The organism is Ignavigranum ruoffiae (assembly GCF_900110675.1).
Taxonomy (GTDB): Bacteria; Bacillota; Bacilli; order Lactobacillales; family Aerococcaceae; genus Ignavigranum; species Ignavigranum ruoffiae.
Genome location: NZ_FOEN01000001.1, coordinates 131,332 through 147,183, shown reverse-complemented (window position 1 = coordinate 147,183; position 15,852 = coordinate 131,332). Strand labels below are relative to the sequence as shown.

Sequence of the window (15,852 nt, the reverse complement as noted above, 5' to 3'; positions counted from 1 at the left end):
TCTAAAATTTAACAGCTAGGCGCGCTTTAGCGACACTTTTTTTAGGAATGTCTAAGAGTTTCTTACGAGTCTTATCCATGATTTCAATTTGGTAAGTCTCTTCATCAACGGCGCGCAAGAAACCTTCATGAAATTTCTGTTTATATTGCGGACTATAATAGTCTAAGTGAATATACTGATCAATCGCTGCCAGCATATCCTCTTGCGTCTTCAGCGGGCGCTCCACCCCTGGTGAAGACACTTCTAAATAATAAGCTGAAGGAAATGGATCTGGGTCAAGTTGATCCAGAGCTAGACTGAGTTGTTCACTAATCAAAGCACAATCATCTAGATCGATTCCGTTCTCCTTATCGGCATACACTCTTAAAAACCAGCTCTTACCTTCCTTAACATATTCAATATCCACTAACTTGGCGTGTAAATCGTTCACGATTTCTTCTACAATAGGCGTTACCTTATCAATAATTGTACTCATTTTTCACCTCATTTTAGAATTCTACTATGCCAATAAAAAGAGCGAGCGTTACCGCTCACTCCACACGTCATTTTGATACAAGTTAATATTAACACAATTTGCTAGGCTGGGCAAGGTCTAATCCTTGTCATCAACTCCGTCTCTTACTTAGCCATGAGCGAGTCGTTTGCGAATATAGGTTGAGCAATACTCGACAATTAAGATGAGTATAATTAAACCAATCAGAATGGCGCCGACTTCATTCCATCGATATGAAGACATGGCAAAGATCAAAGGTGCTCCAATCCCCCCGGCTCCTACCAAGCCCAAAATAGTAGCATCACGTAAATTCATATCGAACCGAAAGACCACGGTAGATAAGAGACTGGACCATAATTGAGGAAGAATCCCACAACGAATCTTCTCAAAGCCATTACAACCCGCAGCATCTAAAGCCTCTAAAATCGAGGTATCCATATCATCGATTGTTTCACTAAATAATTTCGTAATCATTCCAATTGAAGTTACAGACAAAGTCATCAATCCAGCAAAGGCCCCTGGTCCAGTTACCCGGATAAACATGAGTCCATAGACAAAGCCAGGAATAGTACGGATCGCCATAATTAGGACTCGAGTAACGATCATTACTGGTGTGGGGACGACTCTTTTGGAAGCTAGGAAAGCTAAAGGAAAAGAAAAAACAGTGCCAACGATGGTTCCTAAGAAGGCGATAGCCATCGTTTCTAGTAATAAGAATGGGACAGATTTCTTAGTGACATTAAACAATAAATTCTTGTCCGGCGAGAGAATCCCGTTCATAATCCCGGCGGCAATCTTACCCCCATTAGAACTTAACTGTACTTGGTCGACCGTGGTCAAGGACCAAGCCACCACCCCAATGGTAAAGACGGTCCAAGCTAGGGTCTGCCAGGTATGGCGACTTCGTTTCTCATACATTTCATTAATTCGATCAATCATCTTTACCCTCCTTTAAGTGAGTTTACGTCTAAGATAACGGCTAAAACTTTCAATGATGGCAACCGTGATAAATAGGCAAATCAAAATCATACCCACATTATCATATTGGCGCCAGGCAATATTTTCATTCAAAATAATTCCAATCCCGCCGGCACCGACATAACCCAAGATGGCCGCATGACGTACGTTCCCTTCAAAGGTATAAAGACTCACTGAAAGATAGGCAGGCAAGACTTGAGGAGCCAAGGCGGCTAAGAAGGAACGAATTTTACCAGCTCCTAAAGCCTCTAAGGCTTCATAAGGAAGCAGATCGGCTGTCTCAATCGCTTCATAAAGCTGTTTACCCACAAATGAAAAAGTAAAAATAGCAATGGCAATGGTCCCGGCAAAGGTTCCTAAACCAAAAATATATGTCAAAATCAGGGCCGTCACTAAGGTTGGCATCGTCCGAATAAAGGACAAAATAAATTTCATCAAGGAAGAAACCCAGATATTTATTGATAAATTACTGGCAGCCAAGATGGCAATCGGAATAGCTAGGACGGAGCCTATCACAGTTCCTAATACAGACATCTTAATCGTATCAATTAATGGCGGTAGGACATTCTTGATAAAGTCTTGATTAGGTGGGTACATCCTTTTTAAAATCACGAAGAATTGATTCCCCCGCTTTAATAAGGTTTGAAGATTAAATCCTGTCATCTCCATCGCCCCATAAAATAAGAGCACGATGATAAGAAGAATGATTGGTACCAACGAATAAGATTTATAAACTGTTTTGCCATTGGGCAAAGTTATTTCCTTCTGTGGCCAGAATTTTCTAGGTCGGTGATTCATTAGATGGCCTCCTTCTCAATAGGCTGACCTTTATAAATTAAATCTAGGACCTGACCAGTCACTTGATCGGCTGGTCCATCATAAACAATCTCGCCATCACGAATTCCAATGATTCGATCACAGAATTCTAAAGCCAATTCCACATGGTGAATATTAATCAGAACTGTAATATTATCATCTTGATTAATCCGTTTAAAGTCATTCATCACCACATTGGCTGTGACCGGGTCTAAAGCTGCTACCGGTTCATCTGCTAGAATAATTTGAGGATCTTGGGCAATCGTGCGTGCTAAGGCCACTCGTTGTTGTTGTCCCCCAGATAATTGATCCACCCGGGTATAGGCTTTATCCAAGATTCCTACCCGATCCAAAGCTTGTAGGGCTTTAATTTGTTCATCTTTGGTATAATAACCTACCAATACTCGCCAGAAAGGCAGATCCGGCACCAATGCAGTTAAGACATTATTAATCACTTTGGCTCGGGTTACCAAGTTGAAGGATTGGAAAATCATACCAATCTGACGGCGAAACTTTCTCAAGCTTTTGCCTTTGAGCTCACTGACATTGATGTCATTAACAATCAGTTCACCTTCAGTGATGGGATGCATTCGATTGATTGTGCGAATTAAGGTCGATTTACCGGCACCCGACAAACCGATAATCCCGACAAATTCACCCTGATCAATGGTTAAATTAATATTTTTAAGCCCCATCACCCCATTGGGATATTGTTTTGAAACATTTGTAAATTTTATCATCGTCTGCCTCTTTCTATTTCAAAAACATAGAAAAACCGAATATAACCTCTATCCTATCCGTTAGGTCAGTGAAAGGTCACTGATGATAAAGATTAATATTCGGTTTTTCTCAAGTCTTGATTAATTTATCTAATCTAACCCGACTTAATTTTGTCCTTCGGCTTCTTTAAGCACTTTTTGAGCTTCACGTTCTGTATCATAATCAGCATCTGAAGCTTCTTGGTAGCCTTCATGATTGTAGATTGCAATAACTTCTTTACCTTCATCGGTTTGAGCAATATTAATGAAAGCTTTCTTCAATGCTTCTTTTAGTTCATCAGACATGATTTCTGAAGTTTTTGATACGGATACTGTATCATTATAAACATTTGGAGTAACCCCAATGACATTAGTTTCTTCCCAGATTGATTTCTCACGACCCATTTCAGAAGTCCAAGCGTCAGCATTGTCCATCCGTAAGTCAGCGAAACCAACCACAATATCAACTTGTTCAGAAGCTAAACGCGCAACGGATGACCCATAAGATTCTGCTTGAACAATATTAGATAGATCGGATAAAGGTTTACCAAAGTTTTCTTTTAACCAAATAGATGGATAGATATAACCTGAAGAAGATGATGAAGACATCACACTCCAATTAGCACTATCTAAATCTTCCCAAGTTAATTCTTCACCATTATTAACTTTTTCGGCCAATTCTTGACCTTTCTTGGAAGGACCAGCAATAACTAAACCTTTGTAATAAGTGACTTGCTTGTCTACTTGTTCAGTATCCTTGCCATCGTTCCAATCTTTGGCAGTTTCTGAATCCTTGCTTAAGCCTTTACGTGTTGCAGTTAATAGGACTTCAACATCATCTGAGAATAGGACATAGGTACCGCCAGGAATTAAACCAACATCAGCGGTTCCTGCAGCCATAGCTTCGCCGACTGCCTCGTAATTGGTTCCGACCGTGATTTCAACATTCTTCACATTGAAACCTTCCTTAGCCAATTCATCTATTAATAATTGTTTCAAAGGTTCAGTCGCAGTAATAATTTCTTCTGGATCACGTGATGGTACAAAGGCAACTCTCAGAGTGTCAATTTCTTGAGCATCTTGGGCAGATACTACTGACGTTAAACCGACAAAAGATAGAGCCAACAAAAAGAAAACTGAAATTAGGTTTACAATTTTTTTCATGGTTTCCCTCCAAATATTTTATAAATTAATTATACGTGAACTCTTAGACGAGTTCAACAAAGAGCCCAATTCTTTACTAAATATTTATTTGGATTTATTGATGATTCAAGCACAAGTTTTTTAGCGCAAAAAACTCGAGCAATAAAATCTTGGTCACAGATTTTATACTCGAGCTATTTTTATTTATGTTCTAACATTAAGTCTTGATTAACCATGTTTCTCAATATGAGCCATAAAGCTATCAGCAACGGATTGTAAGAATTTACGCGTGCCTTCGTTGTTTAATTTACCTTCTTCATCAAAGAATTCAGCAGATTTTGCTAAATAAACTTCGGGTTGTCCCATTACCGGCATATTTAAGAAAGCTAGACTTGGCCGCAAAGCTTGAACCGCATTGGCTCCAGAGATCCCTGACACAGAATGAGACATAATCATGGCAGGTTTACCAGTCCACACAGCTTGGCCTGCTGGACGTGAGCCCACATCAATCGCATTTTTTAAGACGCCTGGCACAGAACGATTGTATTCTGGGGTTGAGAAGATAATCGCATCTTGTTCTGAGACAGCTTTTCTAAATTCATTATATTCGGGAATATCTTGTTGATCGTATTCTTCATTGTATAGCGGTAGCTTACCAATCTCGATAAAAGTAATTTCAGCCTCACTCGGGAATAATTCAGTAAAATTCTTGGCCCACTTACGTGCATAAGATTCCTTACGTAAACTTCCAACAACGACACCAATTTTTACCATCAACCATCGTCCTTTCATTTCATCAATGATTATTTATTACAAGAACTATTTTACTTCGAATTCTAGCTATTTTCAAGTTTTCTGCTTTTTAAACATTTGATTCAAGCAACGACTCGGTCTTGACTTAAAAAAGACTTAATTGATCTTCGTCAGGTAAACCTTGTAGGACGCCATTATCGTCTAAATACTCAATCAAGGATTTTGAGACCTTACCCCGCTTTTGTAAATCTTCTTTGGAAATAAATGGTGCCTGTTGACGGGCTTGGACAATCTGATCGGCCACCGAAGTCCCCAAACCAGGAATCGCTCTGAATGGTGGAATCAGGGCGTCACCTTCAATAACAAAGTTTCTAGCATCGGATTTATTCAAATCAACCATCTTAAAAGATAAGCCCCGTTCTAACATCTCATTCGCAATTTCTAATTCAGTTAATAAGAGTGTTTCTTTGTTGGTGGCGCCAAAACCTTTCTCACGGATATCGCGAATCCGTCGTTTAACCATTTCTTTTCCTTGATACATGGCAAGAATATCAAATTCTTTGGCTCGGACTGAGAAATAAGCCGCATAATAATAAATAGGATGATATACCTTGAAATAAGCCACCCTGAGAGCCATTAAAACATAGGCTGCCGCATGGGCTTTAGGGAACATATATTTAATTTTAAGACAAGATTCGATATACCATTCAGGTACTTGATATTCTCGCATGGTTTCTTGCCAATCTTCCGGTATGCCGCGCCCCTTACGGACTCGCTCCATAATATCAAAGGATAATTTCTCCGGCAGTCCATATTGGATGAGTGACACCATGATGTCATCCCGGCAGCCGATCACATCGGCAAATGGGACGATCTTTTGGCGAATTAATTCCTGGGCATTGCCCAACCACACATCCGTCCCGTGTGAAAGTCCAGAAATCTTCAATAATTCGGCAAAGGTCTTCGGTTTGGTTTCCGAAACCATCCCCCGAACGAAGTTGGTGCCAAATTCAGGAATTCCCAGTGTACCCGTATCAGAATATATCTGATCGGGACTAACCCCCATCACTTCTGTTCCCTGGAAAAGTTGCATCACTTTCTCATCATCTGGCGGAATATCAATTGGATTAATGCCACTTAAATCTTGCAACATACGAATCATCGTTGGATCATCATGACCTAGAATATCTAATTTTAAGACGTTATTATCAATCGAATGGAAATCAAAATGGGTCGTCCGCCATTCTGCATTCTGATCATCGGCTGGATACTGAATTGGCGTAAAATCGAAAACGTCCATATAATCAGGGATAACAATAATCCCGCCGGGGTGCTGACCGGTGGTTCTTTTAACCCCAGCAATACCATAGGCCAGCCGTTCTCTTTCCGCACTAGGTAAGGACTTATCCTGATGTTCCAGATAACCTCGGACATAACCGAGGGCGGTTTTTTGAGCTACCGTACCAATCGTTCCAGCCCGGTAGACATAATCTTCACCAAACAAATCTTTGGTATAAGCATGGGCACGGGATTGATAATCTCCGGAGAAGTTTAAATCAATATCGGGAACCTTATCCCCATTAAACCCTAAGAAAGTCTCAAAAGGAATATCCTGCCCTTCACGTTTTAAGGCTTTTTGACAATGAGGACACATTTTATCAGGGAGGTCATAGCCGGATCCATACTCCCCTTCGGTAAAGAACTCACTGTAATGGCAATCCGGACAATAATAATGCGGTGCCAAAGGATTCACTTCCGTAATTCCGGTCATCGTGGCTACTAAACTTGAACCCACCGATCCACGAGAACCGACTAGATACCCATCATGGTTTGATTTGTGAACCAATTTTTGAGATATCAGGTAAATAACGGCAAAGCCATTGCCAATAATTGAACTGAGTTCTTTTTCTAAGCGCTTCTCTACGATTTCAGGCAATGGATCGCCATACAACTCTTTCGCCCGTTGATAAGACATCTTCTTAATTTCTTCTTCGGCACCTTCAATTTTTGGTGGATACAAGTCGGCTTTAATCACTTCAATCTCGGCAATACTCTCGGCGATGGCCTGCGATTGTCTGACCACTAAATCAAAGGCTTCTTCCTGTCCTAGAAAAGCAAACTCGGCCAACATTTCATCCGTTGTTCTAAAATGCAAGTCTGGTAGATTTAATTGACGGTGGGCATTTACCTTCAAAGAACTCTTGATAACTTCGCGATAGATGGCATCCTTCTTCTCTAAATAATGAACATTGCCAGTAGCAACAACTGGGATTTGATGCTGCTGACCAAGGCGAATTAAATCTTGAATTATCTCTTGAAGAGCAGCTGCAGATTGAACCAAGCCTTCATCAATTAAATGCTGATAAGCCGATGGAGGCAGAATCTCAATATAGTCATAAAAGTCGACTAACTTCTCAGCCTCTTCATAGCCTTTCTGCATCATCGTCGTAAAGAGTTCTCCTTCGGCACAAGCCGATCCGATTAAAAGCCCCTGGCGATACTTCTCCAATAATTGACGGGGAATTCTTGGTGTCCGATAAAAATACTTCACATTTGAGACCGAAACTAACTTAAATAAATCTTTGAGCCCTGTCTGTTCTTTAACCAAAATACTCACATGAAAAGGTTTAGCATTCTTGAAGGCTTCCTTATTGCCCATATCTTCATTGAGTTGGATTAAAGAAGTCATTTGGAATTGTTCTTCAGCTTGGGCCAGTAGCTTGAATAAGAGATAACCGGTCGCTTCCGAGTCATAAACGGCCCGGTGGTGTTGCTCCAGATTAATTTGGTATCGTTTGGTCAATACTTTTAAACCATGAGCCCGCAAATCTGGGTTGACTAGCCGGGAAAGTTCTAAAGTATCAATCGTTGGACAAGGAATCGGACCTTTGCCCATTTGTTTATAGACATGATTAATAAAGCCCATGTCAAAGCTGGCATTATGGGCTACCAATATCGACCCTTGGCAGAATTCCCAGAATTGCTTCAAGACGGTCTCTACATCGGGAGCACCTTGAACATCTGCATCACTAATTCCGGTTAATTCGGTAGTAAAGGCTGATAAAGGATGACCAGGATCCATAAAGGACTCGAAGCGATCAATAACCTGTCCTTGATGCATTTTGACCGCGCCAATCTCAATAATAGAATCATAAACAGCCGATAATCCCGTTGTCTCCAAGTCAAACACGACATAGGTGGCTTCTTTAAGGTTCCGTTCCTCTGGCTGATAGACCACCGGCTCTCCATCATTCACCACATAAGCTTCCATGCCAAAAATGACTTTAATACCTTGCTCGCGACCAACGTTATATGCTTCAGGAAACGCTTGGACCGTCGCATGATCGGTAATAGCAATCGCCGAATGTCCCCACTTCGCTGCTTGTTTTATTAAATCACTGGCTGAATTGGTGGCATCTAATTGAGACATTTGTGTATGACTGTGAAGTTCTACTCGTTTTTCTCCATCTTTTGCCAGATCTTGGCGCTCACTATGACTGATATGTCGGAGACTCCGCGGACGGAAGTATAATTCATTGGTATAGTTATCTGGAACCATATCACCTTCCAAGCGTAACCAATCCCCTTGTTTATATTGCTGTAATTGGGCAGGTCTAATCCGTCGACCCGACATCAATTTAACTTGAACTGAGCTGGTATAATCCGTCACATTTAAGAGTAGGAGTTGACTTCCGCTTCTTAATTCCCGAATTTCAGAAGAAAAAACATAACCTTCAATAATTTGTTTGAACTGATTATCTTCTAAATCAATCATAGGACACAGTGGACCGGCTGGAATATCCTTGCCGATGGGGTCAATCTCAGCATCTACAACCGGAGCGCTTTGTTTTTGTTCTTGAAGTTTGACCTGAATTTCTTGCGCCTCAGCTTGTAAGGCTTCCCGGGCTTGAATTTGACGCTCTTGATAATCTTCCAGAACTTGATGCTGCAAGTCTTCATCCAATTCATAAAGAATATCAACATCCTCAATGGCAAAATTTGCTAATTCATTCAAGAAGGCTTGATGATAACGCGATTGAAAGATTTCAATCGCCTGACTATCCGCTAAACCCAGATGAAAAACCCGGTGCCCATAGGATAATTTAGCTTTATCCAAATTTGAACGCAGATAAGGACTGTCTTTGACCAGAATCGAAGATACCGCTTGAAAAGCCATCTGAATGTCTTCATCTGTAACTTGATTATCAGCAAAATGCCAATGAACAGAAATTTCAGCAATATCATCAAAACTCTGCTTCATACGAAACAAGAAAATCTGATAAGCCTCGATTGAAATTCGCTGAGGAAGGTCCACATAGAAATGCCATTGCCGCGAATCAGTGAATACATCCACATGATTAATCTGGGCCAATTGAAAATTCTCATCAAATTCCTTAATATCCAAACCAATTTGATCCATTAAGTATTCAAATAAATTTCGTTGATCAGCCATTGAATCCCCTTCTCACAAAAAGTAGGTCAAAATACTTTGACCTACCAAACTGCTTAAAATAAACGCATGATATCATTCCAGGTGACTAAGACCATCAGAATGATTAATAAACTAATTCCAATTAAAGTAATGATTCCTTCCTTCTCTTGAGACAGTGGCTTACCTCGCACTCCTTCGATCAGATTCAAGATAATCTTACCGCCATCGAGCGCCGGAATCGGTAATAAATTCATAAAACCTAAGTTGGCACTTAACATGGCCATAAAAGCGAGGACGGGCACGAAACCATAGGTCACCACTTCCTGAGTCATCTGTGCCATCGCCACTGGCCCACCCAAATCATTAATTGAAAAACCTTTGGTGAACCAGGCCATAATCGCTTTAAAGACCATCGCAATCACTAAGAATGTCTGACTGAAACCATAGGTAATTTTCTCAGAGAGCGACATGGGTTCAGTCACATAACCTTGATAAATCCCCATTTGGCCGTAGGTTTCTCCGGTTTGTTCATCTTTCGCCTGACCGATCGTCATCGAAGTCTCAAATTCTTGTTGATCGCGGTCGACTGTCACCGATACTGTTTGACCAGGCATAGATCGGGTCTTCTCGACTAAGTCTTCCCAACTACCAATTGGCTGGTCATCTAAAGCAACAATAATATCTCCTGCTTGCAAACCAGCTTTGGCCGCTGCAGAATTCTCAGTAACTTGACCGATATTCCACTGATCCGTTGTCTTCTCACCTATCATGAAACCTATCACAGTAAATAAGAGAATTGAAAGAATAAAATTATTCAAAGGACCGGCAAAATTTGTCAAAATCTTATGACCAACGGAGGCCGACTCATAACGTCGTTCAATCGGTGCGACTGGAATCTTTGTTCCATCTTTCTCAATAATATTAGCACGCTTCGACACGGATAAACGCTGAATCTGATCTTGTCCGATCGGAATCAGTTCAATCTCCATCGCTCGCGCCAAATCGACTTGATTCACGCGACCAATCAATGTATCGACAGCCAAAGGATCCTCATTCAAATGGATCGTTTCTACCTGGCCAGCTTGATTCAAACTCAGAGCGACTTGCATGCCGGGCTCGATATCTTCCTCATCATTCAGGCCAGCTAAACGAACGTATCCACCTAATGGGAGCATCCGAATCGTATAAGTTGTACCATCTTTGCCTTGATTAGAGAATAACTTTGGTCCCATGCCTAAAGAGAACTCACGCACCAGAATTCCCGCCCTTTTGGCAAAGAAATAGTGCCCAAACTCATGAATGACCACAATGATTGAGAAAACAAGTAAAAAAACAAGTATTGATTTCATTGGTTAACATCCTATCTAAATAAATTCATCCAAATCATTAACAAGAAGCTGGTAAAAATCGATGAGTCGAAGCGATCCAGGACGCCTCCATGGCCCGGCAGAAATTGACCGGAATCCTTGACACCAAAATGCCTCTTAAAGGCTGATTCAACTAAATCACCTAATTGACCGAACATCGACATGGCCAGGGTTAACATCCAAACATGATGAATATCGCCTAAATTGGGTTGAACTAAGTAATTATATAGCCCTCCCACCAGGCTAGCAAGTAATAAGCCACCTGCTAGACCTTCCACTGTCTTATTTGGCGAAACAGTTGGTGCCAATTTGGTGGCACCGAAACGTCGACCTACTAGGTAGGCGCCCGAATCTGTCGCCCAAATAACTAAAAATTGATACATTAGGGTATCAATCCCCATATCCCGAATCACAATCAAAAAATGAAAGCCATAGCCTATATAAATGGCGCCCAGCATCAAAACCGCTGCATGATCAAAATTAAATTCATCGGATTTAAACACAGTAATGACTAATAATAGAAGGCAACAAATATAAAATAAATAATCCTTATTTACAAATTGAGAGAGGATGGCAATATAATGGCTAGGTACCAGAATGGCCAAGAGACCGATTGATGCGGTAATCCCAACCAAATTGCGATAATTAATTTGTTTCATATCGGCTAATTCTTTAAGAGCCAATAATCCCAAGAGTGCCATAATAAAAGCAAAATAGCCACCCCCTAAGATAATAAAGGGAATAAAGACCGCGACCGCAATCACCGCCGAAATGACTCTAGTTTTCATAGATATCTGCTACTCACTTTCTTTGACTTTGCCAAACCGTCGTTGCCGTTGCTGATAGGAAGCTAAGGCTTGATCAAAATCATCTTCTCTAAAATCTGGCCACAGGGTATCGGTAAAATATAACTCACTGTAAGCTAATTGCCATAAAAGGAAATTACTCAAACGCAATTCACCACTGGTGCGAATGACTAAATCGGGTAAAGCTAAAGGACCAAATTTTGCGGTGGTTAATTGATTTTGAATCATCATTGAATCTATCTGGTCTGGTTGCAATTGACCTTTTTGCACTTGATTGGCTAGGCTTCGACAGGCCTGGGTTAGCTCTTCTTGCCCCCCATAATTAATGGCAAAATTTAAGATTAAGCCAGAATTATTAGCCGTTTGTGCCTTGGCTTGTTCTAGAATCTCCAGGGTGGCTTCAGGCAATGCTTGAACATTCCCGATCGTTTCCACTTTCACCTGATGTTCCATTAATTCAGGCATAAAGGATTTAAAGAAAAGCTGGGGTAGATTCATTAGATATTTGACTTCTTCGACGGGACGCCCCCAGTTCTCAGTAGAAAAAGCATATAAAGTTAATAGCTTAATACCTAATTTGTGGGCATGAATCGCAATCCGCTTAATGGTATCAACACCGGCTTTATGACCTACCGTTCGTGGCATTAGCCGTGATTTGGCCCAACGACCATTTCCATCCATTATCATCGCCACATGCTGGGGCATCTTTTGTTGCTGAAGATTCATTCGCCACCCTCCACTCTTTTACATTAATTGATATTATAACAAAAATCCTTAAAAATGTATGCTGATATAAAATAAAAAAAGCTAAGTAGACTCACTTAGCTTGGTTTAATCTTGATGATAGTTCTAATCATTCATAATTTCGTCTTCTTTTTCAGCAGTAATACGATCAATTTCTTTGGTCGCTTGGTCAGTGACCACTTGAATGTCTTTTTCAAAATTATGTAAGTCGTCTTCGGTGATGTCGCCATCTTTTTCAAGTTTCTTGGCATCATCGATTGCATCTCGGCGAATATTACGTACTGAAATCTTCGCTTTTTCTTGTTCAGCACCGACAATTTTGACTAATTCAGCACGACGTTCTTTGGTTAAAGCTGGGATTACTAAACGAATCACATCGCCGTCGTTATTCGGGGTAATACCGATATCGGAAGTCAAGATAGCCTTCTCAACATCACCAATACTTGACTTGTCATAAGGTGAAACCACTAACATGCGCGCTTCTGGAATTGAAATACCCGCTAATTGGTTTAATGGGGTCGGCGCACCATAATAGTTGACCATTACTCGGTCTAAAATACTTGCATTAGCTACACCAGCACGGATGGTCCCAACTTCACGTTGGTAAGCATCGATTGATTTTTGCATTCTATCTTTACTTGATTTCAGTAACGAATCTGGGGTCATATGAGACTTCCTCCTGTTTATAAATTAGTAGTTACTATCATTTTATCATATTTTAACCATGAATAACACGCCTAACCTTTAAGCTGGTTTATTTGTTTTGCAAATTAAGCCCCTTATTTAACAAGACGCAAATAAATTATTCGTGTCCTTTTACAGTAGTCCCGATATTCTCTCCTAGAATCACACGGCGGATATTGCCAGGAACATTCAAGTTAAAAACAACCAATGGAATATCGTTATCCATACTTAAGGAAGAAGCTGTTGCATCCATCACTTTAAGTCCCTTACTGATGACATCTAAGTGGGTTAACTCTTCAAATTTCTGTGCAGATTCATTTAATCTTGGATCGGAATCATAGACGCCGTCAACATTATTCTTGGCCATCAAGATCACTTCGGCATTAATTTCGGCAGCTCTCAAGGCAGCCGTGGTGTCCGTTGTAAAGTAAGGATTTCCTGTTCCCCCAGCAAAAATCACCACCCGACCTTTTTCTAAGTGACGAATGGCTCGGCGCCGAATATATGGTTCAGCAATTTGACGCATCTCTACGGATGTTTGAACCCGAGTCGGCACACCATGGTTCTCTAAGACGTCTTGTAAAGCTAAGGCATTCATGATAGTTGCCAGCATACCCATATAATCCGCCTGAGCCCGTTCCATACCCATTTCTTCGCCAATGCTACCGCGCCAAATATTTCCACCACCGACCACGATGGCAATTTCAACGCCTAAATCATGGACGTCTTTAACTTCCTTGACCATTTCTGTGATAACTTTAGGATTAATTCCAAAACCATTTTCACCTGCAATGGCTTCACCACTGAGTTTTAAAATCACTCGTGAATACTTAGTATTTGCCATTTCCTTCGACCCTTCCTTTTTCTAAAAAATAACCCCAGTATAACTGGGGTTGAATTAAGCTTAATTATTTGCCCATTTGTGAAGCAACTTCAGCTGCAAAATCGTCGTTACGTTTTTCCATACCTTCGCCTACTTCAAAACGTACAAAGGATTTAGCTTTTCCACCTTTTTCAGCCAAGTATTTAGCTACAGTCAAGGCGCTATCTTTAACGAAAGGTTGGTCGACTAAGGAAATTTCAGCTAAGAATTTGCCCATCCGACCTTCAACCATTTTTTCTACGATATTGGCTGGTTTGCCTTCGGCTAATGATTTTTCAGTTTGGATTTGTTTTTCATGGTCATAAACTTCTTGAGGTACTTGGTCAGCTGATACATATTGTGGATTAATTGCGGCCACATGCATTGCTACATCTTTAGCCATTTCTTCATCTTGCATACCTTCAACGAGTACTAAGGCAGCAATCCGTCCGCCCGCATGGATATATTCACCAAATACATCATTGTCAGTTTTTTCTAAAATTGCAAAACGACGGAAAGATAATTTTTCACCAATTTTGGATGTATTTTCAATAATCAAGTCTTTAACTGTTTGGCCATCCACGTCCAAACCAAGTACCGCTTCATTGTCGGCTGGTTTTTGTTCAACAATGGTTTTAACAATCTTTTCAACCATTTCTTGGAAGCTTTCATTCTTGGCAACAAAGTCAGTTTCAGAGTTAACTTCAACAATGGCTGCAGTATTACCAGATACATAAGTTGCTGCTAAACCTTCTGCAGCAATGCGATCTGCTTTCTTAGCCATCGTATCGACACCTTTAGCTCTTAAGAAGTCTACAGCTTTGTCAATATCTCCATCCACTTCCATTAAAGCTTTCTTGGCAGCCATCATACCTACACCGGTCATATCACGTAATTCTTTAACTTGTTTTGCGCTAATCTTAGCCATTTAATACATCCTCCTTGAATTATCTAAAAAAGTTTATTAAAAAAGTCTTAAGCCAGGCCTAAGGTGATTAGACCCAAGTACTCCTGATTTAAGACTTTGTTAAAATCCTTATGCTTGTTCTGAGCTTGCTTCTTCTGATTCGAATAAGTTATCGAAGAATTGTTTGTCAGAATTTTCTTCTTCTACATCATTGGCTTCGCCTTGGTTACCTTCAACAACTGCATCAGCAATGCCAGTAGTGATTAACTTAATGGCACGAATTGCATCATCATTTGAAGGAATTACATAGTCGATTTCATCAGGATCACAGTTCGTATCAACCATTCCTACGATAGGAATATGTAATTTATGTGCTTCTTGAATCGCAATATGTTCTTTGCGAGGATCCACAATGTAGATAATATCTGGAATCCGTGGCATATCTTTGATACCGCCCAAGTTAGCTTCTAAGCGAGCAAGCTCTTTACGTAATTCTTGAACTTCTTTCTTAGGAAGGACATCAAAAGTACCATCTTCTTCCATCTTTTCAATAGATTTCAAGCGTTTGATTGAGGCTTGAATTGTTTCCCAGTTGGTTAATAATCCACCTAACCAACGGTGGTTAATATAATATTGACCGCAACGAATAGCTTGTTCTTCAATCGCTTGTTGAGCTTGTTTCTTAGTTCCTACGAACAAGACAACAGCTCCGTTGGCTACTTCATCACGAACAAAGTTATAAGCTTCATCAATCAATTTTACAGTTTTTTGTAAATCAATGATGTAGATGCCGTTACGTTCAGTAAAGATGTAACGTTTCATCTTAGGGTTCCAACGACGAGTTTGGTGTCCAAAGTGAACACCTGCTTCTAATAAAGACTTCATAGATATAACAGACATTCTATTTCCTCCATTTTGGTTTTTTCCTCCGCTTATCGCGACTAGTCGATGAACTCCCGTGAGAAAGCACCCCATCAACTATTAATAAGCGTGTGTTTTGGTTTTTACACCGTCTCATATTATATGGTATCTACCTTTTATTTGCAACCACAATTCCTATTTTTCTATGGAACTTGTCTAAGTTAATCTACGAATCTTGTTTTAGTAAA

General features: G+C 40.4%; 14 protein-coding genes. All 14 read right to left on the bottom strand.

Features of this window, described 5'->3' with window-relative positions; genetic code table 11:
- Window position 1 precedes the first annotated feature (1 nt).
- Window positions 2–475 carry a ribosome maturation factor RimP gene (rimP, locus tag BMX34_RS00685; RefSeq protein WP_092569749.1) on the bottom strand — a complete coding sequence of 158 codons (474 nt, stop codon included), beginning with the start codon at window positions 473–475 and terminating at the stop codon, window positions 2–4.
- Window positions 476–622: 147 nt separating this feature from the next.
- Window positions 623–1,432 carry a phosphonate ABC transporter, permease protein PhnE gene (phnE, locus tag BMX34_RS00680; RefSeq protein ID WP_092569747.1) on the bottom strand — a complete coding sequence of 270 codons (810 nt, stop codon included), beginning with the start codon at window positions 1,430–1,432 and terminating at the stop codon, window positions 623–625.
- 12 nt (window positions 1,433–1,444) lie between these two features.
- The gene (gene phnE / locus BMX34_RS00675) at window positions 1,445–2,269 is read right to left on the bottom strand and encodes a phosphonate ABC transporter, permease protein PhnE (RefSeq protein ID WP_092569745.1); all 825 of its coding nucleotides are present in this window, start codon (window positions 2,267–2,269) and stop codon (window positions 1,445–1,447) included.
- Complete coding sequence (gene phnC, locus BMX34_RS00670; RefSeq protein ID WP_092569743.1) at window positions 2,269–3,027, bottom strand: phosphonate ABC transporter ATP-binding protein; 759 nt, start codon at window positions 3,025–3,027, stop codon at window positions 2,269–2,271. The genes phnE (BMX34_RS00675) and phnC overlap by 1 nt, the downstream gene beginning before the upstream one ends.
- 144 nt (window positions 3,028–3,171) lie before the next feature.
- Window positions 3,172–4,209 carry a phosphate/phosphite/phosphonate ABC transporter substrate-binding protein gene (locus BMX34_RS00665; RefSeq protein WP_092569741.1) on the bottom strand — a complete coding sequence of 346 codons (1,038 nt, stop codon included), beginning with the start codon at window positions 4,207–4,209 and terminating at the stop codon, window positions 3,172–3,174.
- Window positions 4,210–4,416: 207 nt separating this feature from the next.
- Complete coding sequence (locus BMX34_RS00660) at window positions 4,417–4,962, bottom strand: NADPH-dependent FMN reductase (protein ID WP_092569739.1); 546 nt, start codon at window positions 4,960–4,962, stop codon at window positions 4,417–4,419.
- Window positions 4,963–5,086: 124 nt separating this feature from the next.
- Complete coding sequence (locus tag BMX34_RS00655) at window positions 5,087–9,394, bottom strand: PolC-type DNA polymerase III (protein ID WP_092569737.1); 4,308 nt, start codon at window positions 9,392–9,394, stop codon at window positions 5,087–5,089.
- 53 nt (window positions 9,395–9,447) lie between these two features.
- A complete protein-coding gene (rseP, locus tag BMX34_RS00650; protein WP_092569735.1) occupies window positions 9,448–10,722 on the bottom strand; it encodes an RIP metalloprotease RseP in 1,275 nt (424 codons plus the stop codon).
- Between the two features lie 11 nt (window positions 10,723–10,733).
- Window positions 10,734–11,528, bottom strand: a complete 795-nt coding sequence (locus tag BMX34_RS00645; protein WP_092569733.1) for a phosphatidate cytidylyltransferase — start codon at window positions 11,526–11,528, stop codon at window positions 10,734–10,736.
- 9 nt (window positions 11,529–11,537) lie between these two features.
- The gene (locus BMX34_RS00640; protein WP_092569731.1) at window positions 11,538–12,272 is read right to left on the bottom strand and encodes an isoprenyl transferase; all 735 of its coding nucleotides are present in this window, start codon (window positions 12,270–12,272) and stop codon (window positions 11,538–11,540) included.
- A 123-nt stretch (window positions 12,273–12,395) separates the two neighbouring features.
- Window positions 12,396–12,956 carry a ribosome recycling factor gene (gene frr, locus BMX34_RS00635; RefSeq protein ID WP_092569729.1) on the bottom strand — a complete coding sequence of 187 codons (561 nt, stop codon included), beginning with the start codon at window positions 12,954–12,956 and terminating at the stop codon, window positions 12,396–12,398.
- 136 nt (window positions 12,957–13,092) lie between these two features.
- Window positions 13,093–13,818 (bottom strand): UMP kinase, encoded by a 726-nt coding sequence (pyrH, locus tag BMX34_RS00630; protein WP_092569727.1) that lies wholly within the window; start codon window positions 13,816–13,818, stop codon window positions 13,093–13,095.
- 64 nt (window positions 13,819–13,882) lie between these two features.
- Window positions 13,883–14,764, bottom strand: a complete 882-nt coding sequence (gene tsf, locus BMX34_RS00625) for a translation elongation factor Ts (protein WP_092569725.1) — start codon at window positions 14,762–14,764, stop codon at window positions 13,883–13,885.
- Window positions 14,765–14,872: 108 nt separating this feature from the next.
- Window positions 14,873–15,643: a 30S ribosomal protein S2 gene (rpsB, locus tag BMX34_RS00620; protein WP_092569723.1), complete on the bottom strand. Its 771-nt coding sequence runs from the start codon at window positions 15,641–15,643 to the stop codon at window positions 14,873–14,875.
- Between the last annotated feature and the right edge of the window lie 209 nt (window positions 15,644–15,852).

Coding starts and splice junctions, on each gene's coding strand:
- BMX34_RS00655 (WP_092569737.1), bottom strand. CDS start 9,394: ATGGCTGATCAACGAAATTTATTTGAATACTTAATGGATCAAATTGGT.
- frr (WP_092569729.1), bottom strand. CDS start 12,956: ATGACCCCAGATTCGTTACTGAAATCAAGTAAAGATAGAATGCAAAAA.
- BMX34_RS00665 (WP_092569741.1), bottom strand. CDS start 4,209: ATGAAAAAAATTGTAAACCTAATTTCAGTTTTCTTTTTGTTGGCTCTA.
- rpsB (WP_092569723.1), bottom strand. CDS start 15,643: ATGTCTGTTATATCTATGAAGTCTTTATTAGAAGCAGGTGTTCACTTT.
- phnE (WP_092569745.1), bottom strand. CDS start 2,269: ATGAATCACCGACCTAGAAAATTCTGGCCACAGAAGGAAATAACTTTG.
- BMX34_RS00640 (WP_092569731.1), bottom strand. CDS start 12,272: ATGAATCTTCAGCAACAAAAGATGCCCCAGCATGTGGCGATGATAATG.
- rseP (WP_092569735.1), bottom strand. CDS start 10,722: ATGAAATCAATACTTGTTTTTTTACTTGTTTTCTCAATCATTGTGGTC.
- BMX34_RS00645 (WP_092569733.1), bottom strand. CDS start 11,528: ATGAAAACTAGAGTCATTTCGGCGGTGATTGCGGTCGCGGTCTTTATT.
- tsf (WP_092569725.1), bottom strand. CDS start 14,764: ATGGCTAAGATTAGCGCAAAACAAGTTAAAGAATTACGTGATATGACC.
- phnC (WP_092569743.1), bottom strand. CDS start 3,027: ATGATAAAATTTACAAATGTTTCAAAACAATATCCCAATGGGGTGATG.
- pyrH (WP_092569727.1), bottom strand. CDS start 13,818: ATGGCAAATACTAAGTATTCACGAGTGATTTTAAAACTCAGTGGTGAA.
- BMX34_RS00660 (WP_092569739.1), bottom strand. CDS start 4,962: ATGGTAAAAATTGGTGTCGTTGTTGGAAGTTTACGTAAGGAATCTTAT.
- phnE (WP_092569747.1), bottom strand. CDS start 1,432: ATGATTGATCGAATTAATGAAATGTATGAGAAACGAAGTCGCCATACC.
- rimP (WP_092569749.1), bottom strand. CDS start 475: ATGAGTACAATTATTGATAAGGTAACGCCTATTGTAGAAGAAATCGTG.